General features: G+C 55.8%; 14 protein-coding genes. 7 read left to right on the top strand and 7 right to left on the bottom strand.

Translation table 11 applies throughout. The features are described 5' to 3' along the window. The first annotated feature begins 58 nt into the window (after positions 1-58). Positions 59-1,105 carry a Clp1/GlmU family protein gene (locus HXY31_RS11095; RefSeq protein WP_292642987.1) on the top strand — a complete coding sequence of 349 codons (1,047 nt, stop codon included), beginning with the start codon at positions 59-61 and terminating at the stop codon, positions 1,103-1,105. Here HXY31_RS11095 and HXY31_RS11090 read toward each other — a convergent pair. Next, positions 1,102-1,737 carry a 7-cyano-7-deazaguanine synthase gene (locus tag HXY31_RS11090; RefSeq protein ID WP_292642985.1) on the bottom strand — a complete coding sequence of 212 codons (636 nt, stop codon included), beginning with the start codon at positions 1,735-1,737 and terminating at the stop codon, positions 1,102-1,104. The genes HXY31_RS11095 and HXY31_RS11090 overlap by 4 nt on opposite strands. Further along, positions 1,738-2,574 (bottom strand): 6-carboxytetrahydropterin synthase, encoded by an 837-nt coding sequence (locus tag HXY31_RS11085; protein WP_292642983.1) that lies wholly within the window; start codon positions 2,572-2,574, stop codon positions 1,738-1,740. It abuts the gene before it with no gap. A gap of 125 nt (positions 2,575-2,699) precedes the next feature. Here HXY31_RS11085 and HXY31_RS11080 point away from each other — a divergent pair, with 125 nt between their 5' ends. Together HXY31_RS11080 and HXY31_RS11075 are read left to right on the top strand one after the other, a co-directional pair. Then, entirely contained in the window at positions 2,700-2,954 is a 255-nt protein-coding gene (locus tag HXY31_RS11080) for a hypothetical protein (protein WP_292642981.1), read from the top strand. Positions 2,955-2,985: 31 nt separating this feature from the next. Continuing rightward, on the top strand, positions 2,986-3,732 hold the full coding sequence (locus HXY31_RS11075; RefSeq protein ID WP_292642979.1) for an asparagine synthase C-terminal domain-containing protein: 747 nt from the start codon (positions 2,986-2,988) through the stop codon (positions 3,730-3,732). A gap of 46 nt (positions 3,733-3,778) precedes the next feature. Here the strand turns inward: HXY31_RS11075 and HXY31_RS11070 are convergent, their stop codons facing one another. From HXY31_RS11070 to HXY31_RS11060, 3 genes are all read right to left on the bottom strand, one after another. After that, the gene (locus HXY31_RS11070; protein WP_292642977.1) at positions 3,779-4,174 is read right to left on the bottom strand and encodes a hypothetical protein; all 396 of its coding nucleotides are present in this window, start codon (positions 4,172-4,174) and stop codon (positions 3,779-3,781) included. Positions 4,175-4,290: 116 nt separating this feature from the next. After that, the gene (locus tag HXY31_RS11065; RefSeq protein WP_366933100.1) at positions 4,291-5,268 is read right to left on the bottom strand and encodes a UbiA family prenyltransferase; all 978 of its coding nucleotides are present in this window, start codon (positions 5,266-5,268) and stop codon (positions 4,291-4,293) included. A gap of 158 nt (positions 5,269-5,426) precedes the next feature. Beyond that, positions 5,427-6,320: a hypothetical protein gene (locus HXY31_RS11060; protein ID WP_292642973.1), complete on the bottom strand. Its 894-nt coding sequence runs from the start codon at positions 6,318-6,320 to the stop codon at positions 5,427-5,429. Between the two features lie 135 nt (positions 6,321-6,455). Between HXY31_RS11060 and HXY31_RS11055 the strand changes: the two genes are divergently transcribed. Further along, the gene (locus HXY31_RS11055; RefSeq protein ID WP_292642971.1) at positions 6,456-7,349 is read left to right on the top strand and encodes an alpha/beta fold hydrolase; all 894 of its coding nucleotides are present in this window, start codon (positions 6,456-6,458) and stop codon (positions 7,347-7,349) included. Between the two features lie 21 nt (positions 7,350-7,370). After that, positions 7,371-8,153: a methyltransferase domain-containing protein gene (locus HXY31_RS11050; protein WP_292642969.1), complete on the top strand. Its 783-nt coding sequence runs from the start codon at positions 7,371-7,373 to the stop codon at positions 8,151-8,153. A gap of 5 nt (positions 8,154-8,158) precedes the next feature. On the opposite strand, the gene HXY31_RS11045 is transcribed toward HXY31_RS11050, so the two are convergent. Continuing rightward, on the bottom strand, positions 8,159-8,632 hold the full coding sequence (locus tag HXY31_RS11045; RefSeq protein ID WP_292642967.1) for a hypothetical protein: 474 nt from the start codon (positions 8,630-8,632) through the stop codon (positions 8,159-8,161). 280 nt (positions 8,633-8,912) lie between these two features. Between HXY31_RS11045 and HXY31_RS11040 the strand changes: the two genes are divergently transcribed. Together HXY31_RS11040 and HXY31_RS11035 are read left to right on the top strand one after the other, a co-directional pair. Continuing rightward, entirely contained in the window at positions 8,913-12,743 is a 3,831-nt protein-coding gene (locus HXY31_RS11040) for a PKD domain-containing protein (RefSeq protein ID WP_292642966.1), read from the top strand. Positions 12,744-12,958: 215 nt separating this feature from the next. Further along, positions 12,959-23,488 carry a hypothetical protein gene (locus HXY31_RS11035; protein WP_292642964.1) on the top strand — a complete coding sequence of 3,510 codons (10,530 nt, stop codon included), beginning with the start codon at positions 12,959-12,961 and terminating at the stop codon, positions 23,486-23,488. Positions 23,489-23,509: 21 nt separating this feature from the next. Here HXY31_RS11035 and HXY31_RS11030 read toward each other — a convergent pair whose 3' ends face one another. Further along, positions 23,510-24,007, bottom strand: coding sequence for a type VI secretion system tube protein Hcp (locus HXY31_RS11030; protein WP_366933101.1), 498 nt, complete (start codon positions 24,005-24,007; stop codon positions 23,510-23,512). Positions 24,008-24,076 lie beyond the last annotated feature (69 nt).

Below are 24,076 nucleotides of genomic sequence, written 5' to 3'. Positions count from 1 at the left end.
AATAAACCTTTACCGCGCGGCAAGGTTATTTCTCGCCGGCGCTAAACCCATGCGTGCGATGAAGGTCATCATGGTGAGAGGGCCTGCCACCGTGCGTGCAGAAGGTGCATGCAGCCTGCTTGGCATGGACATCTCGGGCAAGACAGTGCAGGTCAGGGCAGGCAGGGCGCTCCCGTTTGAGCCGGCGCATGGGTGCATACTACATGTGCAAGGCGGAGAGACCTGGGACGCCGACCCCGCAAGCGCCGGGACTACCATGTGGACAAGGCTGGCAGAGCGGATACTTGGCATGGCAGGCAGGCGCCTTGTCGTGATGCTTGTAGGCGGGACTGACACAGGCAAGTCCACGCTTTCTACGTACCTTGCAAACGTGGCAATAGGCCGCGACATTTTTCCGTGCATAATCGACGGCGACATAGGCCAGGGGGACCTTGCGCCTCCGGCCGCAATAGGCGCAGCGCTTGTGTGCCAGCAGGTTGCAGATCTTCGCGATGTTCCTGCCGGCTATTACGAATTTGTGGGGAGCGTGACGCCTTCGGGCTCTGAAAGGCTGGTGGCGGGCAGGATGAGGTCGATCTTTCAGCGGACGCGGAAAATCTCGTCTATGCACATAATCAACACCGACGGCTACGTGGCAGACGGCGGCGCCACGTACAAGAGGATGCTCGCAAGAGCTCTCAGGCCGGATGTCATAGTGTGCATCGGCCGCGACGGCCTTGCCTCCGCGCTTGCCCGCGGCCCGTGGGTCTTGCTCCGAGCGCGCTCAAGCGGCCAGGCTGCAAAGACGCGCTCAGACAGGGTCGGGCGCCGGATGGACCAGTTCACCCGGCACGTCGGAGAAGGCTCTGCAACTGTCCAGCAGGACAGAATCAGGCTTGTCTACCGGGAAAGGCCCACCACGCTTTTGCGGGCTGCAAGCCTGTTTGCGCCGTCGTCGATGGAAGGCATGTTCGTGGGCCTGGGCCGACGTGGCACCGTAACAGGGTTTGGCGTCATCGAGAGCATCGGCGATGAGATGAGAATCAGGACAGGCGTGCGCGACTTTGACACCGTCTACTTGAGCAACATCGCGCTCAGGGGCGGCATGGAAGAGAGGCTGTCCTAGCGCGAAAAGGCAGGGTCGGAAATCCCTATCTTTCCAAAAGCCTCGAGCCTCTGCCGGCACGAATAGCACCTGCCGCAGTGCCTGTCGCCCTCGGCGTGGCAGCTCCACGTTATTTCTATGGGGACGCCCAGTTTCTGCGCAAGCCTGATTATCTGGACCCTGTCCATGTCTGCAAGCGGCAGGACTATCTGGTACGGGTTGCCGTCGCATGAAAGGCACGACTCGCGGAAAAGCGCGTTCATCTTTTCGATGTAGCCCTTGGACGCGTCCTTGAAGAACGACGCGTCGTGCACGTTGTGGCCCCCGACTATCCACTTTGCGCCGAGGTACTCTGCATGGTGGGCGGCAATCGAGTAGAACATCATGTTCCTTGCCGGGACGTACGCGGCCCACTTTAGGTCAGAGCCGGCAAACCCGTCGCCTGCATCTGCCGCCTCTCTCACAAACGGCACGTCTATCTCTATCACGCTGACTCTGGCCGCCTCTGCAAGCCTTGCAGTTGCGCGCTTTTCATTTTCGAGCCGGCCAAAATAGTTGAAGGTAATCGCAGTCGCGTCATACTTTTCACGGGCCCAGTAAAGGCAGGTGGCCGAGTCGAGACCGCCTGACAGCATGACCAGGGCTTTGTCCATCTAGCTTTTTTTCTCTTCCTTCTTTACGCCTGCGATTATGTGCGCGCCCTTGTTGACGCCCTCGTAGATGTAGACACCAAGCGCCTCGACGTTTGCAGGCATACGAGGGGCTAAGAGCCTGATTATCTCTGTCGACAGGTTCTCAACTGTTGCCTCGCCTGACATCATGTAAGTGGTCATCTTGGGCAGCTGCAGGTTAAAGTATCCACGTGGCCCTTCAAACGCCACGTAATAGTGGGTGTCGTCTTCCCGCTGCAGGTATTTCTTGTTGATGAAAAACTTGTGGTCAATCGCGTTGAGGGTGTCTTTTATGACGCGCTTTGCATCGCCAAAGTCCACCACGAGGTTGTTCTTCATCGAGCCGATTATCTCGACCATCACAGTCGACGTGTGGCCGTGAAGCACCGAGCACTTTTCCACAAGCGGCAGGATATGAGCGTAGTCAAACGCAAGAGACGGGTCCTCTATGAATATCGAGCCTGTCTGCGCCTTGCCCGGCTCGTCGTACAGAAACAGCGAGTCAAGCTCCTCCACCTTGCTTGCAAACCTGGAATGCCCTATCGCTATTATGTCAAGCTCTGGCAGCGCCTGCTTTATGCGCCTGAACCTGGCCTCGTCGGTCTCCGAGTCGATGACCTCTATGTAGCGGCCGCCTACTGCAAAATCCACCGGCAATGTCGAGCCGTCCGGCAGCGCCACGCTTGTACCGTATCTGTACTCGTGGCCCAGAAATGCAAGCATCCTTGCCACAGACAACTCTGCCCTGCTTTTCAGGAGGTTGCCTTTGCCGTCAAGGTAACGTAGATCGCTGTCCAAAACCACACGTTCTGTGGGCATTAGCTGACTATCGCCGGCAGCTGGTGTCTTTGACTATATAAACGGTAGTTCGCCGGCTTTTTGACTGCGAAAAGCCCAGCTGACATAACTTTTTTTAGTGACTTTTTTCAATCAACCCCAATATTTTGCCAAACGGCGCAAGAAACTCCAGTCGCATATCGGGCCTGAGGCTCAAGGAGGCTTTTGAGAGCCTGAGCAAGATCCTGGGCCAGTCCATAGTCGACCTGCTCGTCTACGACCTTGAGAGGCAGGGCATAGCCCTTGGAGCCAAGGACGAGTACTATACGCTTGACCAGATAAGGCAGGTTTTCGAGGGGACATTTGGGGAAGACGGCACCTCGCTTTTGATGAAAAAACTGCGCGAGGAGCTTGAAGGCTGACTTTTATTGTGGGCTGCGCCCTGAAAAGGCAATGCTTGAAGAGCTGCGCGACGCCCTCTACAGTGCAGTCCGCCTGACAGTACCGGAAAAAACGGTAGCAGTCGCGTTCTCTGGCGGGGTCGACAGCTCGCTCCTTGCTAAGATCTGCTCCGACTTGGGCAAGCGCGTCACGCTCCTGACGGTGGGCTTTGCCGGCTCACACGACGTCGGGTTTTCAAAAAAAATCGCCGGCATGCTGGGGCTTGAACACAAAGTCGTGGAACTTGATTCTGGGCAATTTGAGCAGGACCTTGCGCACGTCCGCAAGACCATAGGCTGCGACAACACCTCGCACATCGAAAACTGCGTCGCCTACGCAAGCATAGCAAGGGCCGCAAAGGAGGCCGGCATCAAGATAGTCCTGAGCGCAAACGGCTGCGACGAGCTTTTCTGCGGCTACAACGGATACAGGGCAGTCTACGATAAGGGAGAAAATGCAGTCAAAAAGCTCATGGAAGAAAAAATATCAAACGAGCTTGTGCTGGTGCAAGAGATCTCGCAAATAGCAAAGGAATTCGGCGTGGAGGTCAGGCAGCCGTTCCTGTCTCCTGCATTCATCGAATTTGCAAAAACAATCCCTGTCGGCCAGAAGATAAAAGGCGCGGACGACATGATGAGAAAACACATACTGCGACAAGCCGCGCTCGCAGCAGACGTACCGGAAGAATCTGCGATGAAGCCGAAAAAGGCGCTGCAGTACGGCTCGTCTATACACAAGAATTTCAAAAAACGGCGATGAAGAAACGTGGGAGGCCTAAAGAAAAGCGGCCTGCGTTGTGGAGGGCCTAGTTGCCCTTTACGAGTATCCCCTTGAGCTCCTGGTTGTCAAGCAGAGTGTCGATAAGCTTTTGCTGCTCTTCCTTTGGAAGTTCATTGGACATTTCGAGCGAGTCGATGGCCTTGAGCTTCCAAAAGTTGGTCAGCGCGTTTTCGACGGTTGCCTGCGAGTCGTAAACGACTTTTCCAAACGCTGTCAGGGTGTATTTGCCGCTCTTTTTCCTCACTAGACCTGACTTTGTCATCCTCGAGAGCCTTGAATAGTATTGCTTGCGTGTGAGCTTGGTTTTGTTCTTCAAGCTCTCGCTGTCAATGCTGCTCTGGGCGATGGTCCTGAAAAGGTCCATCGACTTGTCGTCAGATATGGTCCGGAGTACTGTCGCGGTTGTCTGAGACCTGGCCATTTTATGTACTGTTTTGTATGTGTGTGCTTATTATAGCTTGATTGTCTGCCATACGGTGGTTTGGGTATAAAGTATCCACTTTTGGATACTTTAGCCTAGTACAGTAGCCTGTAGGGCTAGATCAACAGCATACCTGCGACGATAGCTGACTGCAACATCACGTGAAGAGGATACGACAACTTGTGCTTTTTCCGCACATATTCTGTATCGTCAGTTCTGTTCAGCACCTTGAAGATGTTTACTGCTGCCAAAGAGGACACAAAGCTAACGCCAATCGACGCGGCAAAACCTGCGATGCCAAGAGCGTAGAACAGCCACGAAGTAGTTGCCATGCCTATTGCAAGAACGATGGCCATCTTGACAGTGTTTTCTTTGCCTATTACAATGGGTATCGTGCGCCTCCCTGCTGCCTTGTCGCCAGCCACGTCGCCCATGTCGTTGAAAGGTGAAGTAATGAAGATCATGGTCCCAAGCATCAGGGCGATATACGCCGGCAGGAGCGAATTCGTGCTTCCAAGTTCCAAGCCGAAAGTCGAGGTTGCACCAAGAAGTGCGCATAGCGCCATGGCAAGAGCAATAGCGAGCGTCTTAATGACGAACCTGTCCTTGAGCGAGATTTTTGGTGCGGAATACATTATGCCAATGACAGCTATAGAAAGGGCGATTACCACGCTGACAGGATTGAGCGTAAGGGCAGCCAGCAGTATACCTGCGCCGTTTGTGAGCCCCACAAATGCCCATACCTGTCCCTTGGTAACTTGACCGGTGGGTATAGGTCGCTTTTTGTGGTTGGCGCGATCCAAGTCGGTGTCGACTAGGTCGTTTAGCACGTACATGCCGACTATTATCATGAACGATGCTAATGGCAGCGATATTGTTCTTGATATAAGGACAAACGGGTCTGCCAGAGAGGCCGCCGCAACCATTCCTCCGGGGATACAGAAGAGGCCTGCCAAAGTGGCAAAGGCATAAACCAGACCCCACTTCCTGCGGGATTGTAGCAGGATTAGTTGTGATCTGATGAAGGATGCTTGCCTGGTCTGTATGCTGAACTGTTCCGGGTCTTCCCTCTGTTGAAAAGTAAGCACTGACATAGCATCAGAACGCTACGTGTATGTCGATATTACCTTTTTTCAGAAAAAGTCTCCATTTTTGGAGACTTAATGGGGTCGATTCTTGATGAAACGCACCTTTAATGCTGTTTGTTCCATACAAAAATTGTAGTTGATTTCTTGCGAGCGGCGGAAAAATACTATCGTTCTCTTACGCTTGCAAGCAAGCGGGGTGTAACCGCATCCTTTGACAGCAAGTTAAAGTAAGTTATGAACCTCTGGGCCATGTACGGGTCATCGTAGCTTGCTATCGCAACCGTGAACTGTTCGGGGCTTGAATAATTGACCGTCTCGTAGACAACCTGCGTCCCGTCGATAACCATGAAGCTTATCGGAACCGCTTCTTTCCTCTTGAGGTCGAAACGAGATGATCTTATCATCTCATTTACCTTGTCGAAGGTTTCCTTGTTAGGTGGTGTCCTCAATATCGCGTTTAGTCTGTTCTCGAGGCTTATCTGCTCAGGGTTGCCGTCAAGTATGTGCAGCTTGGCTCCTCTTGCAAATATCTCCAGTACCTTGGTTGAAACATGAGGATCGTGATACCTTGATACAAAGTAGACTTCGCTGTGTGCGTTGTCAAGCACTTTGATTACTTCGTTGATCAGCGCGTTAAAGTCCTTGATGATAGTAAAGCCTGAGAGGTGGGTCGAGTTTACAATGCTCCTCAGGTTGCCATTCTGGATTATCTCGTTCATAACTGCCTCTTTCTGATGCGAGGGAAAGTCCTCTCTTACCTTCAAGACGTCTATGGCTTTCAGGCTCCAATAATTTGTGAGGATGCTGTCCATGGTCTTGATGTGGCTGTTGTAGACAAGCGAACCAAAAGTCGTCGTCCTATAGAACATGTTGCGCTTTTCCACCAGGCCCGCATCGCGGAGCCGCTTTAGTCTGACGTAAAATTGTTTTTTGCTCAAGTTGCCGACATAGCTGTCAGACGACGCCTTAAAGCCGGAATATGCCATCTTGAGAATATTACACGAATGCCTGTCTGCAAGTATGGAAAATACCTGCTCGGCAGTTACGGCATCTGACATATCTCGAGTTAAAGTGTCCTAAAAGCTATTTAAATCTTTAATTATGCTCTTGTATCGGACATATAGTCCTCCTTTTCTTGACGGTTCAGGACTGCTATTGCATGTATTTCTACACTCGTCGCTAAGGCTTAATATTTGCAAGAACAACGCGGTTCTACGCACATACAAACAAGCCTAGGTGCAATCAATTTACTGCATTTTCCGCCGGAAAAGTCTTCTGGCAAGACGCTCTTGTGCATACACGGTGCATATTGCGACTCGAGGATCTTTAATTACCTAGGTTCAAAATTATCTGCGCACGATATCGAGGTATATTCCATGGACCTGCCGGGCCGCGGCAAGTCTGCCGGAGTCCGTGGAGATCTGGACTTTGAAAGGGCACTTTCTGCAATCAATGAAGTGATCCAGTCAATCAAGAAAGATTCTGAAATTTACATTCTAGGTCACAGTTTGGGGTGCACTTTTGCGCTCTGGTTTGCCCACAATTTCAAAGACGCTGTTAACGGCCTTGTCTTGATGGCACCGTATGTCAGAATAACGAACATCAAGGAAAGAAGCCCTGCAGAACCAAAACCGATGGAGTTTCTCTTTCTACTTCTCAGTAGAATATTCACTCCTGGCAGGCTGGTCAACATCGCAGATGCTGTCCCTATGATAAGAAAACTCGGAGGAAAAGAAGTAGAAGAAATGCTGAAGGATCCAGAAATCAACTTTCAATATTCCTACAGGTTTATCGTTGACATTATCGCAGCACGGAACAGCAAGGTCAAAGAGCTTTCAGATATCGCTGTGCCTGTCTTGCTATTGCATGGAAGAAATGACAAGCACGTTTACTCTGTTATTTCTGAAGAGTTTCAAAAGCTGATAAAAGCCAAGGATAAGAAAGCGGTGTTTTTTGATTGTGATCACTGGTTCTTCAGATCAATCTTTTACAACCAAGATGATCCAAGATATTCTGAAAAAGACCGAATTGCCGTAATGGATGCAATTGCGGACTGGCTCACGAATCGACCCGCAAAACATAATTAGCAATGGATGTGCTTCCACTTTGTGGAAGTCTTTTCCAAGATTGCCTTTTTGGTGGAAGAGATGAACCGTCTCCAGACTCAGGCAGAAGAGTTTTCCCCGTTTGTCGGGGCATCCTTGGAAAGAATGGGAATAGTCTCAAAAATGAAAGTGGCAGATATTGGTTGCGGAACAGGCAACGTCAGTTTTGCCATGTCAAAGGTGGTGGGACCAAAAGGATCTGTTGTTGGTGTCGATGCCAATCCAACTGCAGTAAATTATTGCATGACGATTGCAAAACGAAAACGAATCAGAAACACAAAATTCGTTGTAGGCGATGCCCAGAATACCAGTCTTCCGACCCATGCTTTCAATGCAGTTTATTCACGCTTCCTTTTTCAACATTTGAAAGACCCCGCGGCGTGCTTGGCGGAGATGGTAAGGATCACAAAGCCGAATGGCATGGTGATGGTGGAGGACTGTGACCTTTCAAAATGGGTGATTGAGCCGGCCAATCCACACGTCGAGCAGCTCTGGACATGGTACGAGGGAATCATAAAAGCAAAAGGCAGCGATCCTTTTGTCGGAAAGAAGCTGTATCGCATGTTTGTTGATGCAGGCATGAAGCCTCAGGTTGACATCTACTCTTTACCTGTCCTGAAAAACAATCGGCGCGTCTGGGACACGATACTGGACGTCCTGAGAAAGATAGATTCTAGAGAAAGTCGTGAACTCATTCAAGGAATCGAGAGTTTCGCCAACGACAAGAATTCATTATTTGTGTTCCCTCTGGTTTTCCGCGTCTGGGCCAAAGCGCCTAGGCATTAACGCAGCTAGATGGGCATCGTTACCTTCTCTATCATCGCAGGGTGCTTTTCGCCGTAGTGCCTCACAAGCTCCTTCACGGTTGCAAAGGTCATCCTGCACTCGTCGCAGCTCTCCGCCGGAGTCTTTGAGACAGAGAACAGCGGCTTTTTGCTCACCCTTATCACCCTGTCGCCTGGAAGCGATATCGCTATCAGCCCGCCGTCCTGCCAGCTCTTGTAGTGCTTCTCAAACTCCTCGTACACGGAGAGGTTGAAGCACGCCACAGGGTCGTTTTCAAACTCGCACGCGTTTCTCTTTGACATGTACTCGTGGTGGAGCTTCTGGAGCCAGCCGTCAACTATCTCGGGGTGCTCTGCAAGCAGGTCCTGCGCTATCTTTATCGTGTAAACTGCAACCTTGTTCTCCAGAGCGTCGTTTGGGACCAGGAGGTAGCCCTTCAGCTTCAACCCTAGCGAGCTGTCTTGAAATGCAGAGCTCATGACATATCATAACACATCAAATTATTAAGTTTTGCCATGAATCATAAAAGAAGTACAACTGACTTTCGTTCTATTCAGATTATCGTATAATTAGACATAAATTAATCAAATATTTGTATTGCGAGGCCTTGGACGAGGTTTCTGCCCAAAGCTTGCGCGCCAGTGAGATGTTTGTGGTAGTCATTTTTGATGCTAAAACACGCTAATGACTCTATCAGTATCCAGAAATGGCTAATACTTTAAACATAGATTTAAATAATAACGCTTTCTGTAACAGGCCGTGCCGAGGAGCCCGGCTACAGCTAAAAGCTCTAGTACAAGCGTCCGAGCTGCATCTCTAGCTGTATTTGCCATCCTCGCTTTCTCGATCTTTAGCATGGTGGGCGCGCCTATCGAGGCTTTTGCCGATACCCCTGTTGCCGTGATGAACATCTGGTCGCCGCACAGCGCGACATCAACCGACGGAATACCTACTTCGACCTTTACGTTTTCAGCCGACGTGACTGCAAGCGACGGCATACTGCGAGTCGAGTGGGACTTTGACGGCAACGGCACAGTCGACGGCACCACACCGATATCCGGCGCACCCAACCACCTGAACGGCGTGAGCACCACCCGCGTCTATGGGTTCGAGGGAATCTTCTGGCCACAGGTCAGAGTAGTCGACGTAAATAGCGTCATGTCCGCGTGGGACAGGTACCAGGTCGGCGGCGAGGACGTGCCGCTCGACGTATTCTGGCCGCCGCCTTCTATAACCATGCTCCAGTGGAGCCCGTTTGTAGTCACCCTGGGCCAGCCTGTTACATTCTCTGCTACAGCATTCAATCCTGTCGGCGTTCAGCTTTTCGAGTGGGACTTTAACGGCGACGGATCGCCGGACGCAACCTCGCCTGCAATTCCGCCGGGAGCCCAGAGCGCGTCAGGTTCTATTGTTTACACGTACACTTCTGCAATCGCAACTTTCCCAAGCGTCAGGGCACTTGACAACGACGACTTTCTCTCGCAGTGGGATCAGTACGACATAGACGGCCAGCCGGTCCAGCTCGTGGCAGGTGGAAGCGTTCCCGAGGTGACAATGAACCAGTGGTCGCCATACAGCGCGTCCGGACCTGACGGCGTGCCGACTACGGTCTTTACGTTCTCCGCGTCAGGAACATCAGATGACGGCATCGCAAGGTTCGAGTGGGACTTTAACGGCGACGGCAATGTTGACGCCACGACCCCGGTCAGCGGCTCGCCGGAATCTGCGACAGGAACCACGACCCATACTTATGGCAACGTCGGAACATGGGTCCCCAAAGTCAGGCTTGTAGCATCAAATGACATAGAAACAGACTGGACGCCGTACCTCATAAGCAGCTCGCCTGTCGCGCTCGACGTAGGCCCTCCGCCGTTTGCAGTAACTCTCGACTTTACGCCACGTGCCCCCGGCGACGTGGGCCCTGACGGCGACACGACCACACTGTTTACATTCACTGCAACTTCAAGCAACACCCCGGTAAGTTTTGCATGGGACTTTGACAGCGACGGCGTCGACGACCTGACCACGGCGACACCGACTGCGACCCACACCTATCCCGTACACGGATCGTACCTCCCAAGGGTGACCGTGACTGACATCTGGGGCAACGTGCAGGACGCTGTGCCGGAAAACGGCTCGGGCGAGGACGTCTGGCTTGACGTGAGCCCCGCGGCGCCGACGGCAACATTGAACGGCTGGGGCCCCTATGAAGTATCGGGCCCAGACGGCAACAAGCTGACCGAGTTCACGTTCTCTGCAAGCGCGACTGCTGCGGGCGGCATACTCCGGCTTGAATGGGACTTTAACGGCGACGGCACGGTTGACGCCACCACGCCTGTTGACGGCGCGCCTGCATCTGTCACCAACCTCACGGTAACACACACCTACGGAGCCGACGGCAACTACACGCCGAAGGTGCGGGTGGTCGACGCCACCGGCCAGGAATCGGCATGGGACATCTTTAACGACGGCTCGACCACCCCTGTCCTCGACGTGGTCACGCCGGGGCCCGTAGCTACAATGCTCCAGTGGTCGCCGTTTGCATCTTCCGGCCCTGACGGCAACACGAGCACGCTTTTCACGCTGACTGCAGGCGCGACCTCTGGTGTCGGAATCGACAAACTTGAATGGGACCTTGACGGCGACGGCGCGGTTGACGGCACGTCGGAATTCGCAGGCCAGCTTTCAGTATCTGACATCACAGTCACCAAGACGTACACTACTGCCGGCAGCTACACGCCCAAGGTGAGGGCGATCGACATGGACGGCAATGCTTCTGCATGGGACGAATACAACCAGGGAACAAGCGTCCCGACCCTTGACGTGGACGACGTGGTGGTGAACGGCACGCCTGAGGCAGACGCAGGCGCAGACCAGCTGGTGCTTGTCGGAAGCGCAGTCACACTTGACGGGTCTGGAAGCACAGACCCTGACCTTGGCGACTCGATAGTTGAATACCTCTGGTCGCAGGTCTCCGGGCCCGAGACGATGTCTCTTAACAATGCTAATCCTGTGATGCCCACGTTCACGGCCACCACCGTAGGCACGTTCGTGTTTGAGCTCCGGGTGACAGACTCTCACGGCACACAGAGCCCTGCAGACAGCGTGACTGTGACCGTGGTGAACTCGGCAACGTCTGCGGTCATGAACCAGTGGTCGCCCTACAACCCGTCCGGCCCTGACGGCCAGGCCAACACTTCGTTCACGTTCTCTGCAGACGCCACGACGGCGGTGGGCGTCTTGAAGCTTGAATGGGACCTTGACGGCGACGGCGCGGTTGACGCCACGACAGACATCACCGGCGCGCCGCTGACAGTCACTGGTGTGACGACAACGCACACCTACGGCGCCGACGGGACCTACACGCCGCAGGTGAGAGTGATCCAGGTGGGAGGCGCGACGTCCGCGTGGGACCCGTACAACGTCGACGCGACGATAATCCAACTTGACGTGTTCACGGAGCAGGTCCCGGGCGACACGTACTGCAACGACATGACAATTGATCAATTGATAGCGTCGGGCCAGTACAACGTAATCGACAAGCGCAACTCGAGCCAGCGCATAATCTTTGGAACCAGCAACGCCGACCTGATACTTGGAAACGGCCTTGACAACTGGATAGACGGCAGGGGCGGAAACGACTGCATAATCGCGTTTGAAGGAAACGACGAGGTCTATGACTTCAAGGGAAGCGCCAGTACAGGCGGCACCGACTGGCTGTTTGGAGGCGACGGCAACGACAAGCTGTATGCGCTTAACGGCGACGACTATGTCTTTGGCGGAAACGGCAACGACTACCTGGAAGGCCACAACGGCAACGACCGGTTGTATGGCGGAGCCGGCGACGACACCATCAAGGACATCAGCGGCAACGACTACATTGACGGTGGCGACGGCACGGACAACTGCATCGACACAAGCGGCACCAATACGATAATCAACTGCGAGACTCTGCCACCGGCGGAAGACACATACTGCGACAACATGACAATCGACCAGCTGATTGCTTCCGGCGAATACAACGTGATAGACTTTAGGAACGCGACCGGCAAGAAGACCATCAACGGCACGGACGGCAAGGATCTGATACTTGGAGGCAAGTACAACGACAACATCAACGCCAAGAAGGGTGACGACTGTGTGATTGCCGGCGACGGCAACGACACCGTGAACGCGCAGGACGGCAACGACACAGTGTACGGCGGCAAGGGCAACGACACGATACACGGCCAGAACGGCAACGACAGCCTCTACGGCGGCGACGGCAACGACACGATATACGGCAGCAACGGAGATGACAAGATCTATGGCGGCGCCGGCAAGGACAAGCTGAAGGGCGACAACGGCAGCGACTACATAGACGGCGGCAGCCAGACCGACGAGTGCGAGGGCGGAAACGGCAACGACCAGATAATCAACTGCGAGGACGATGATGATCATAACGATGACGATGACGACGACCACAATGGCAGCAATGGAAACGGCAATGTCAACGGCAACCATGACGATGATGACGATGACGACCACGGCAACAACGGAAATCATAACGGCAACAGCAACGGTAATGGAAACGGCAACAGGCGTCGATAATGACGATCTTGCCCGTCAGGCTTTTTGGTTGATTGCTGACTTTAGCTAATACTTTTTATACTACTTGTTGTTCCAGGGCCGGTTTTACCCGAATTCAGTGAAGATTTAAACATAGATTTAAATAATAACTGGGCTATAGGGAGTGCGTGCTGGAGGGGAAGGTAAGCTTACAGTCATGTACCCTACTCTCCAGTAAAATCACCGGCAATCCCTCAGTGGAAAAGGCGCTTTTCTTCGGCTTTGTTTTTGTGGCATTTCTTGTCGCAGTAGGCGCGCAGGAGGCGTTTGCAGAGCCTGCCCCGGCTCTCCAGCACACAGGTCCGGGGCCGGTCGTCCACTACAGGGACATGAGTGAGTCTCTTGCCGTGACGACAGTCTTTGACGGTCCTTCGCAGGCAAGGACGTTCGTGCGCAGCATGAGCGACGGGCTCTCTGTCTCGACCGGCTTTAACACGCCGGCGCAGCAGGCGCAAGCCTACGGGCCTGTACAGCAGCGCACGAGCAGCACGCCGACGCCAGTTGCGATGCACAGAAGCGACGAGAGGCTGACTTTCAAGAGCATCGGCAGGCTGGCGACGACAAGCGTGTCAGGCACTCCCTACAACTCGGCGATCTCGCCTTTCTCGGGACAGCAGCAGGCGCAGACCGACGAGCAAGTGGAGCAGGCGCTTCAGGAAATCCTGAACGCGTCGGGCGACGGCGTCGACCCTGACAGTAGTAGCCGGTTTTTGAGCCAGCTTGACGCATACAGCGCATACGTAGCGACAGCGACGAGCATGCAGAATGCGATTCTGATAAACGCCGGCACTTCGGCGGTGCTCCTTGGCGGCGCACTTGCAGCACTGGTCGCCCGGCAGCCTGCAGTCTTGAAGGGCCGCGCAAAGAAAAGAGTACTGGCGCTCTTTGTGCTCAAACACCAGCTTGCGATTCCAGAGAAAGGCAGTGCGTCTGTGACATACGCTCTGGTGGTAGTCCTTGCGGTGTTTGCCGTCTCGTCGATGGCAGTCGTGGTGGGTCCCTCTTCAGCACAAGAGTACCTGGACACACTGAGCGGGGCCAGGATAGAGCTGTCATCGGCATACCACCTCGATGCAGACAGGAGAGTACTTGGCAACATCTACGAACAGTCCAGCAAGGTTGACGGCATCTGGACGGAAAAGATTGCCGACGGGCACTATGTCCGGGTGACCTTTGCGCAGGACCTGACATCTGCAAGAGACATCACCGTCCTTGCCAGGGCAATCTCTGGCACGCCAAGGATTGAAGTCTACGAGGCAGGGGGGAGCGAACTGGTCGCAGAATTTGCCTCTTTGGACTCTAACAGGTACAGCAAAGTCCTGCTGACAAACCTGCAGGGCTCGCAGGACACATTCGACCTCCGCGTCGTGGGTGGAAGCGTGGAGTTTGACTACATAGTTGACCCGTCGCCCGTACCAACATACGTCGGAGCTGGCACGACATTTAACAACGCCGGCAGCGGCACGGTTGCCCTGCCGTCAAGCCTCCAAGAAGACGATGTCCTGCTCCTTGTGGTAGAGACTGCAAACCAGGCAGTCAGCGTCACAGCCGGCGGCTCTGCAGGCACCTGGACCGAGGTCACCAACTCGCCGCAGGGAACAGGCACGGCAGGAGGCACGACAGCTACAAGGCTCACCGTGTTCTGGGCCAGGTACCCCGGCACCGGAACGACCGGCCCCACGATATCTGACTCGGGAGACCACCAGATAGCGGCCATCCATGCCTTCCGCGGCGTGGACCCGACTGGCGACCCCTGGGACGTGACAAGCGGAAACATTGATGCGACGTCTGACACAAGCCTGTCTGCAACTGGCGCGACCACGACTGAGGAAAATACCCTGGTGGTCATTCTGGCAACGCTGATGGACGACGCGCAGAACTTTGGGGCGACGTGGACGAATGCAAACCTAGCTAACATAACGGCCAGAAACAACTTTTCCGGCGCCGCCGGCAACGACGGCCGCGCAATAGTCGTTACGGGCGAAAAGGCGAGCACCGGCGCGTACGGGGCCACTACCAATACACTTTCCGCAAACAGCGTCAAGGGCATGATGACTATAGCCCTAAAGCCGCTACCGCCCGCGCCACCAACACTTTCCATCTCACAGCCGGACGGCACTGGCGACACGGTATCGCGCACCGAGCCGTACAACATCACCTACACGCTGTCGGACCCTGACCAGGACGTGACTGTGGCGTTTTACTACGACACGGACAATAGCGGGCTTGATGGCACAGCCATCTCTGGCGCCTGTGCGACGGCACCAGAGGGCACGGATGTCACATGCGAATGGGACACAACAGGGCTGGTAGCCGGCACCTACTACGTGTACGGCATTGCAAGCGATGGCGTGAACCCTGCGGTGAGCGCGTATTCGCCGGGCGCGCTCACCATAGACAGGGCGCCGCATTTCTTTGCAGCCGGCACGGCCTCCAGCGCAGCGGGTGCAATTACGCCTGCACTTCCTTCGGGGATAGAGACTGACGATATCCTCCTGCTCTTTGTCGAGACTGTCAACCAGGCAGTCTCGATTACCAACCAGAACGGCGGCACCTGGACCGAGGTCACCAACTCGCCGCAGGGGACAGGCACTGCAGGCGGTACAACATCTACGAGGCTCACAGTCTTCTGGTCCCGCTACAACGGCTCGCAGGGTGCACCGACCACCTCGGACTCGGGTAATCACCAGCTCGGCGTCATACTTGCCTTCCGGGGTGTTACCGACACTGGCGACCCCTGGGACGTGACAAGTGGCAACGTGGATGCAACTTCTGATACCAGCCTTGCGGCGACCGGCGCCACCACCACGGCGGCAAACACACTCGTTGTCATAGCGGCGACCCTGATGGATGACGCACAGAACTTTGGTGCCACCTGGACAAACGCCGACCTTTCAAACATCACACTGCGTGCAAACGAAGGCACGGCAGCAGGCAACGACGGCCGGCTTGGCATTGTTACAGGCAAAAAGTCCACGGCAGGCACGTACGGGGATACGACCAACACGCTCACTGCAAGCAGCGTCAAGGGCATGATGACGATAGCCCTAAAGCCACTGCCTGCCTCGCGTTCTACTTCCGATTCCATCTCTGTCTCTCCAAGCGTAACGGCAAAGCTGACCGGCAAGGCAATCTCGCAATCGCTGCAAGTGGCAGACAGCGTAACTGGAAAGATAACAGGCAGGGGCATCGGCCAGTCGCTTGGCGTGTCCGACTCTATAAACGCCCAGAAAACAATCGTCCCTGACACCAACGTCGCGGCGATTGCCTACAGGTCTAACACCGGCGTCGACGGCACAAGCTCGCCCAAGTACCGCGAGTGGAACCCGACGACAAAGACATGGGGCTCGGAGGTGGAGCTTGAAAGCGCCGGAAGCCCGATACGCAACGCGTGGCTCGAGTGGAGCCCCGTGTCGACAAAGCGCGTGATAATTGTGCTGAGTTCTGACGGCACGCTTGACTCGTACGCCTGCGACAACAACTGCGAGACTCCGGGCAACTGGACAGTCACCCACGACGTAGCCGACCTGTGGAGCAGCGAGCCGGCGGCCACGTGGCGCCCCTTTGACATCGAGTACGAAAAAACATCCGGCGACCTTGTGCTTGTCTACGACAGGGTGTCGCCCGGCAGCAACACGGCAGACCTGTTCTACAGGGTAATGCCTGACTCCAGCCACACATTTGGCGACGAGTCCAGCTTCAACGACACTGGCTCGATAATTCCAGAGAACGTCTACAGCTTTGTCAGGATGGACTCGCGCAGGACAACCAACTCCAATGACCTCGGCCTCGTGGCGCTTTCATCGACCAACAGCCGGGCTGCAGCGTGGTACTGGAACGGTTCGACTGACACCTTTGGCGATCAGAAGGAGCTCACAAGCTCCGTCTCCTCAACAGACTATGAGGCAGTCGGCATAGCATTTGAGACGACAACCGGCGACCTGATAGCCGTCGCAGGGCAGGGCAACGACGTCATGTATTCGGAGTTCAGCGGCGGGTTGTGGTCTTCGGTAGCGGAAGTCATGACATCCGGAGGCGATGACATAGACGTAGGCACTGTCAGGTGGATAAGGCTTGTAGGAAACGAAAACGCAGGCACGCAGGTCGTATTCCTGGGAGTAAGCGGGTACGACGGCTTTGTACACATGCTCGACAGCGCGGACTGGAATGGCAGCAGCTGGCAGGTCTTTAACCTTGAAAACGGCCCCGATTACAAGCACGACGCTGCCATCGACACTTCAGAAACGCGTGTATTTGACTACGCCTGGGACAATTCCGGCGCCGCGTTCAGAGGCATACTGGTCTGGGCCACGGATTCAGGATCGATAGCTTTCAAGAAGCACTCCTCCCCAAGCGCCTGGACAGCCAAGACGACCCTGAGCGACGACGGGACGACGCACCCGTGGATCGCGCTCAACGAGAAGTCAAACCCGACGGCTGCAGACGCAGTGTCGGTTCTGGGCGGCGCAATGGACGACGGGTCGGACATCTCGCCGCTGGTATGGTACGGCCTGACATCCAACGTGGCATCGCTCGGGGACGACGGCTTTACGACTGAAGGCGACTCGTCGTCAGAGTCGTTCCGCATAGATTTCAGGCGCTCAAGCCTGGTCAAAAAGTTCCCTTCAGTAGTTCTGGCAATCACAGACTCTGTGGTGGCGAGGATCTCTACCAAGGTGCTTGACAGCACAATCGACATCGACGAGTCAATGATAGGGGAGAAAGGCGCTCCTGCATCGTCTTCTGCAGCAGCGGCAGTCTACAGGTCAAACACCGGAAGCGCCACGCTCAACTCGCCCAAGTACAGGGAGTGGGACCCGTCGACGCAGGCCTGGAGTGCAGAAGTGGAACTGCCAAACACCGGAAGCCCTGTCAGGGATGCCAAGATAAGGTTCAGCCCCGAGACTTCGATGAGGATTGTGGTGTCGCAGAGCGCCGACGGCACGCTCAACCTGTTCAAGTGTGACAGCGCATGCACCTCTGCAAGCAACTGGACACTAGTCGCAGAGGACTTTGCAGACACCGGCATAGTCGACGCAAACAAGTACTACAGGGCGTACGACGTGCTGTTCTCGACTCAGACCGAGACTGCGATGATAGTATACGACAAGGAGGGCACCGACGACAACGATTTCTGGTACAGGACCTTTGACGGCACCGCGCTGTCTGCAGAGACCGGCGTCAACCTCGGCGGGGCGTCTGACGCAGAAGAGGTAAGGTACCTGAGGCTTGCGGCCAACCCTGCTTCTGCCGAGATGGCGCTTGTAGCCATGAACGTCAACGCGCTGAGCACCTACGCGCTGGTGTGGGACGGCTCGGTGTGGGGCAACCAGCAGCTGCTGTCAAACTTCCTTGGCACCGAAAACCTGGACGGCGAGTCGATAGGCATCGCCTACGAAAAGTCCGGCGCGGCCCTTGCGATAACTGGAAACGGCCAGAACAGCATCAAGTATTCTAGGTGGAACGGGAGCTCGTGGACCACGCCGACCCACGCCGACCCCAACCCGCCGGACACCGGCGAGTTTGCCAAGTTCGTGACAGTCAAGCCCGACCCTGCCGCAAGCTCCACCAAGGTCATGGTCTGCCAGTCCGACAGCCTGAGCGACCTGTCGTGCTCGCTGTTTGACGCAGGAACGCCGGGCACCTGGAACGTGATAACCACCAACATCGGCACAACTTCGAGCAGGGCGTTTGACTTTGCCTACCACCCGTCGGGCACCACCGGCGTCCTGGTCTCGTCGTCGGGCACATCGGGGACGCTTGACTACCGCAACTTTGACGGCACGAGCTTTGGCGCCCTGTTCACGGTGTCTGCGGCAAGCACGCACAGGTGGGTTTATGCCGCGACTGCGCGTGCTGCCGACGACGTGGTGAACGCGCTATTTGTCAAGTCAAACTCTAACTTTGACTCTGGCGCGCTCAAGTTCAAGGGCAAGATAGTGTCGGCGCTGGGCGACGCGTCGCTCACAGCCGACTCGTTCAACGACACGTACGAGAGCGTACACATCGACTTCCAGATATCCAAGGCGCGCAAGCGGGCGATTGCAGACGCAATAGCAGTAGCAGACGCGATAACGAGGGCGCTTGCGCGGGCCATCTTTGACTCGATAGGGACGTCGGACTCGATATCCAAGGCCGCAAACAAGCAAATAGGCGACTCGCTGTCCGTGTCAGCAGACCTGGCTGCAGCCAGGGTGTTCGTGCGCGCCACGTCTGATTCGCTTGCAATATTGGAGACGCCGACAAGGGTCTACCGCCAGTTCCGGTCGCCGTCAGAATCGCTTGAAGTGCAGGATTCCGCCGCCAGGACGCGCCACCGCACGGTACCCCTCTCTGACACGCTGGAGGTTACAGAAGTGGTAGCCAAGTCAAACCTGAGGCTCATTTCAGACTCGCTTGATGTAGACGACTCGGTGTCAGCCAAGATCACCCGCCGCGCTATCGGCGACTCTCTTGGAGTCTCAGACGCCGTTACCGCCAAGATCACCGGCAGGGTAATATCCGATTCGCTCAATGTGTCAGACGCTCTCTCTGGCAAGGTGACAAGAAGGGCGATAGCAGACAGCCTGGGCATTGCCGACTCTGTTACAGCCAAGATAACGGCCCGCGCAATAAGCGACAGCCTGAGCGTTGCAGACACGGTAGCGGCAAAGGTTGTTGCAGTGAACCTGGCAAACCAGCTCGGCGTATCAGACGCCATATCCGCCAAGATAACAAGGCGCGCCGTGTCTGACAGCCTGCTTGTGGCAGACGCCCTGACTGCTAGGGTCACGGCAAAGGCCATCTCAGACTCGCTGGCGGCCACAGACGCAATCGCGATCAGGGTCACAAAGCCTCTGTCAGACTCCCTGTCAGTAGATGACGACGTGGCAGGCAGGCTGACTGCCATCTCGATCTCCGACTCGCTTGCAGTCTCTGACGCCATGACATTCAGGGTCTCAAGGTCGGTATCAGACTCGCTGCAGGCAGCAGACACCTTATCCGCTCGGGTTACTGCAAAGGCAGTCAGCGACTCGCTGGATGTTGACGACGCCATCACTCGCAGGGTCTCAAGGTCGATTGCCGATTCGCTTGACGTGGACGACTCTGTGACCGGCGAGATAACGACTACTCTCATATTCGACTCGCTTGCAGTCGCCGACTCGATAACAGCCAAGATCACGCGCAGGGCTGTCAGCGACACACTCTCCGTCACCGACTCTGTGACGGCCAAGGTCGTCACCCGCGCGGTAAGCGATAGCCTGTCTGTAACAGACAGCATAAGCGCCAAGATAACTCTGGCTGCAATTGCAGATACGCTCGCAGTCACAGACACAATCACGGCAAAGGTTACCGCTCGCGCAATAAGCGATTCACTTGCCATCTCTGACGCCGTTACCGCCAAGGTGACGGCAAGGTCGGTATCCGACGCGCTGTCGGTGACCGACGCCCTCTCTGCCAAGATCACAAAGCGCGCCGCATCCGATTCACTGGCAGTGGCGGACACCATTTCAGCCAAGGTAACCGCCCGCGCCGTGTCAGACTCACTCGGCGTCTCGGACTCTGTTACGGCCAGAATAAGCGGAATAGCGATATCTGATTCGCTGACTGTCGCCGATTCGGTGGCTGCCAAGGTAACCGCCCGCGCCATCTCAGACACGCTGCAGGTTACGGATCAGGTTGCAGCCAAGGTAACAGCTCGCGCAATCAGCGACTCTCTTGGCGTGGCAGACGCCGTGACAGCCGAGATCACGGCAAAGGCGATATTTGACACCGTGCAAATCGCAGACGCCATCGTGGCAAAGGTAACCGCCCGGGCCATATCCGATTCGCTGGCAATCACAGACGAAATATCAGCAAGGCTGACCACCGCGGCGCTCTCAGAAAGCGTCTCGGTGACTGACGCCATAGTAGCCAAGATAACTGCAAGGGCTGTCTTTGACAGCCTTCTGGTTACCGACTCTGTCACAGCCGAGGTCACCGCAAGAGCAGCCTCAGACGCTGTCGAGATCACAGACCAGATAACCAAGACGGTGACAAAGACTGCAGGAGAGTCTCTTGCAGTAACCGATTCGGTGGTAGCCAGCATAACAGCTGTCACAAGACAGGTCGCCGACGCGCTTGGCATCGAAGACGACATAGTCAGGCGGGTGACTAGGACCATGACAGAGACGCTGACACTGTCAGACCTGGTACGCCTGGGCCCAAGGCCGGTGGACTCGGTTGCCGTCTCGGACCAGATATCAAAGTCTGTCGCAAAGACAGCCGCGGACTCGCTTGCAGTAACCGACTTGGTGACTGCCAAGATAACGGGCGTCGTAATATCTGACATAGTCAATGTGGTCGACGACATCAAGAGGCCTGGAATACCGCTCAGCGAGACCCTATCTGTAACAGACAGCGTCGTCGCAACGCCGACCTATGTCCGCGAAATACAAGATGCCATAACAGCTGCAGACAGCATATTCAAGCCGCCGACGCCAAAAGAGTCAGTCGCAGTAACTGACAGCATTTCGATACGACTGTCAAGGTTCATCAATGACAGCATCGGGATTGCAGACGAGGCGAGGAGAGGGCGGTTTGTTTCAATAGCCGAGTCGCTGCAGGTGATGGCAATCCTGACCAACGTGTCGTGGATCCGCACGCTGGCGTTTGACGAGCCCTTCGACCTGTCGGCAGGAATATGCGTCCCGTCAGAGTGCGTCGAAAACCCGGTATTCCATGACGGATTGACCATGGCAGACTCGCTTGAGCTCACGCTGATTCCGCCTCCCGAACTTGAAGAGTCACTCCACGTGGGCGACCAGATAACGCTGGGCCTGAAGGTCAGCGCGGTCCCGCCCATAGTCGAGTCGCTTGCCGTGACAGACAGCGTTACCGCGCAGATAATCGGCATACTCGTGGTAGAAACCAAAGAATCCATAGGCCCGATGCCAAGCACGCAGGTCAGCGGCTCCTACACCTACACCGGCAACGCGGCGCAGCTGAGAAACGACGTCATACCAGTACCCATACCGATAAACGGCACCGTGGTGAGGCCGAACCTGCCCGACCAGATAACCATACTCAGGACATACTCGGTGCCGGTGACCCCGACCCCAGACATACCTACAAACAACGTCGTCATGTCAGAGTCGCAGCTCGAAGTGCCGGCATACTCGAACATGTTCATGAGGCTGAACTTTGAGGAAACGCCGGCGCTGGCAGGCCACAAGGACTTTATCTCGATGCTGGACATCGAGTTCACGCCCAAGGTCGACACGACGGACTTTGGCCTTGTAGTCGCAGTCACGGAAAAGCCCGCTCCGGCGCCAACGCCCACAGACGAGCTCAAGCCCATATACCTTGACGTCAGGTGGTGGGGAACGGTCCCCGGAGCCGAGGACCCGACGGTCAGGGAATACTATGAGAACCCGCCCAAGTTCACGTTCACGGTCAACGACCAGTGGGTTGCAGACAACAGCGCACAGAGGGACGCGCAGGGCTGGCCGCTGTTGAAGCTATGGCTGCTCAACGAGGGCACCAACCAGTGGGAGCAGATAACCTCGATTACGAAGGTGTCGTCGGGAGCCGGCACGTACACCTACAGCGCGACCCTGCCACACTTCTCCAACTATGCAATCACGGCAAACGTGGCAGCCACAGCCCCGCCGGGCCCGGGAGTCATCATCATAGAGACACCGCCAACGCCTTCCGCATTCAATGTGCAGCTCCTGGACAGCATCGGAATGCAGGAAGGCACCCAGATGAACGCCATAACGATCATCGAGGAGTTCCTCCAGCCAAAGCAGGTCTCGGTCTTCCTGTCCGACCTCGTATCGGTGGCAAGCAAGCCGGTCGCGCTGCCGGCAGAGATCAAGGTTGACCAGGACGTCACGGTCAAGGTGGGCCTCGAGGAGGTCAAGCAGACCAACCTGACCGACCCCGGCGCTGTGGTGGACACCTTCACCAACCCGTCTGCCCTTGCAGAGATTGCGGTGCAGATAACAAACGACGGCGAGGATGACAGGCAGTTCGAGTTCACGTTCACCTACAACGACGCCGACGGCAACCTGCACACCAAGACCGAGGTGCTCGACGTGGGTGGAGAATCGACTGTCACAAGGAACGTCGAGCTTCCGTTCACAGAGCCGGGCACCTACGTCATCACAGTCGAGGTCAGGAACCTGCCCGGAGGCGACCTTGCAGGGTTCAGCACTCTGACCATCGAGATCCCGTTCCTGTCGCTGTACCTGTACACGATACTTGGAATCGCAGGCGCGATACTTGGAATCTCTGGCATCGCAATTGCGGTATACCTGCTCCAGAGGCCTGCGATACCGATAGCGGCAGGCGCGGCCGGCGCCGGCCTTGCGGTGGCAGCGTACAAGAGAAAGCCAAAGGTCAGGCTCTTTGCAAGGGACGAGGAGGAGTTCAAGAAGGACCACAAGTTCAAGGTGCTGGCCCGGCTCGAGCTCCGCAAGGTGGTGCATTCCGGCTCGCAGCTCAAGGCCATGTTTGCGCTTGACATCTGGAGCAAGAAGGACGGCATGGAGTTCGTGGTAACATACAGGGCTGTGAACGCGCTTGGCGTCATAGTGCACGAGTCGCACGTGCTGGTGCCTGCCGTTCCAGACCTGCAGTCGCTGTCTATAGTCATGCCGTTTGCCTCCACAGGGCACTACACTATACAGGCAGAAGCAAGGCCGGAAATAGGAGGCGACGTGCTTGACAGGGCGGCGCTGCCGGTAAAAATAGACCTGCAGTAAGTTTCAAAAAAGGGAGGGAGCCTAGACGCTCCTGTTCTCCTTTATGTCCCATCCGGCCTTCACGGGCGCGCCAAGATAGCCGTCCCTGTTCATCGGGTAGTACGTGAACTCTATCTTGGCAAAGTTCAGCGAGAAGCTGTCTGTCGGGACATTGCCATCGGAGCCGCCTGACTGGTACGAGCTTACGAGCACGTCGGTCAGCTTTATCTCAAGGAACTTTTGGCCGCGCTTGCCGCTCAGCTCGCCCACAAGCACCGCGTCCTTGATGTGCTCGCCAGAAGCGCACGCAAGCATCAGCTTTGGCGACGCCTTGCTCGTCTTTGCGGTAAAGTGTATGTCCTGGAACGATACCTTTCCTGCGCCTCCACCGCCGCCTGACCCGCCGGTGCCGCTCTGGGCCGCGCCCCAGCTGAACGACTCTATCTCTATCTCGCCTCCGTGCCTGCTGTTGGCAGACTCGCCTTCAATGCCATCGATTTTCAGGAAATAGTCTACAGCCGCCGCGTCGGCGTACTGGATGTCGAGGATCTGCTCTGCAGTCAGGCCCTTGGTGGCAAACGATGAAGAAACAGCGTACGCCCCAAGCAC

The organism is Nitrososphaera sp., assembly GCF_013388945.1.
Classification (GTDB): domain Archaea; phylum Thermoproteota; class Nitrososphaeria; order Nitrososphaerales; family Nitrososphaeraceae; genus Nitrososphaera.
Note: the sequence above shows the minus strand (reverse complement) of the source record. Positions and strands in the feature narration are given on the sequence as shown.

Coding starts and splice junctions, on each gene's coding strand:
- HXY31_RS11045 (WP_292642967.1), bottom strand. CDS start 8,632: ATGAGCTCTGCATTTCAAGACAGCTCGCTAGGGTTGAAGCTGAAGGGC.
- HXY31_RS11085 (WP_292642983.1), bottom strand. CDS start 2,574: ATGCCCACAGAACGTGTGGTTTTGGACAGCGATCTACGTTACCTTGAC.
- HXY31_RS11065 (WP_366933100.1), bottom strand. CDS start 5,268: ATGTCAGTGCTTACTTTTCAACAGAGGGAAGACCCGGAACAGTTCAGC.
- HXY31_RS11090 (WP_292642985.1), bottom strand. CDS start 1,737: ATGGACAAAGCCCTGGTCATGCTGTCAGGCGGTCTCGACTCGGCCACC.
- HXY31_RS11060 (WP_292642973.1), bottom strand. CDS start 6,320: ATGTCAGATGCCGTAACTGCCGAGCAGGTATTTTCCATACTTGCAGAC.
- HXY31_RS11075 (WP_292642979.1), top strand. CDS start 2,986: ATGCTTGAAGAGCTGCGCGACGCCCTCTACAGTGCAGTCCGCCTGACA.
- HXY31_RS11095 (WP_292642987.1), top strand. CDS start 59: ATGAAGGTCATCATGGTGAGAGGGCCTGCCACCGTGCGTGCAGAAGGT.
- HXY31_RS11070 (WP_292642977.1), bottom strand. CDS start 4,174: ATGGCCAGGTCTCAGACAACCGCGACAGTACTCCGGACCATATCTGAC.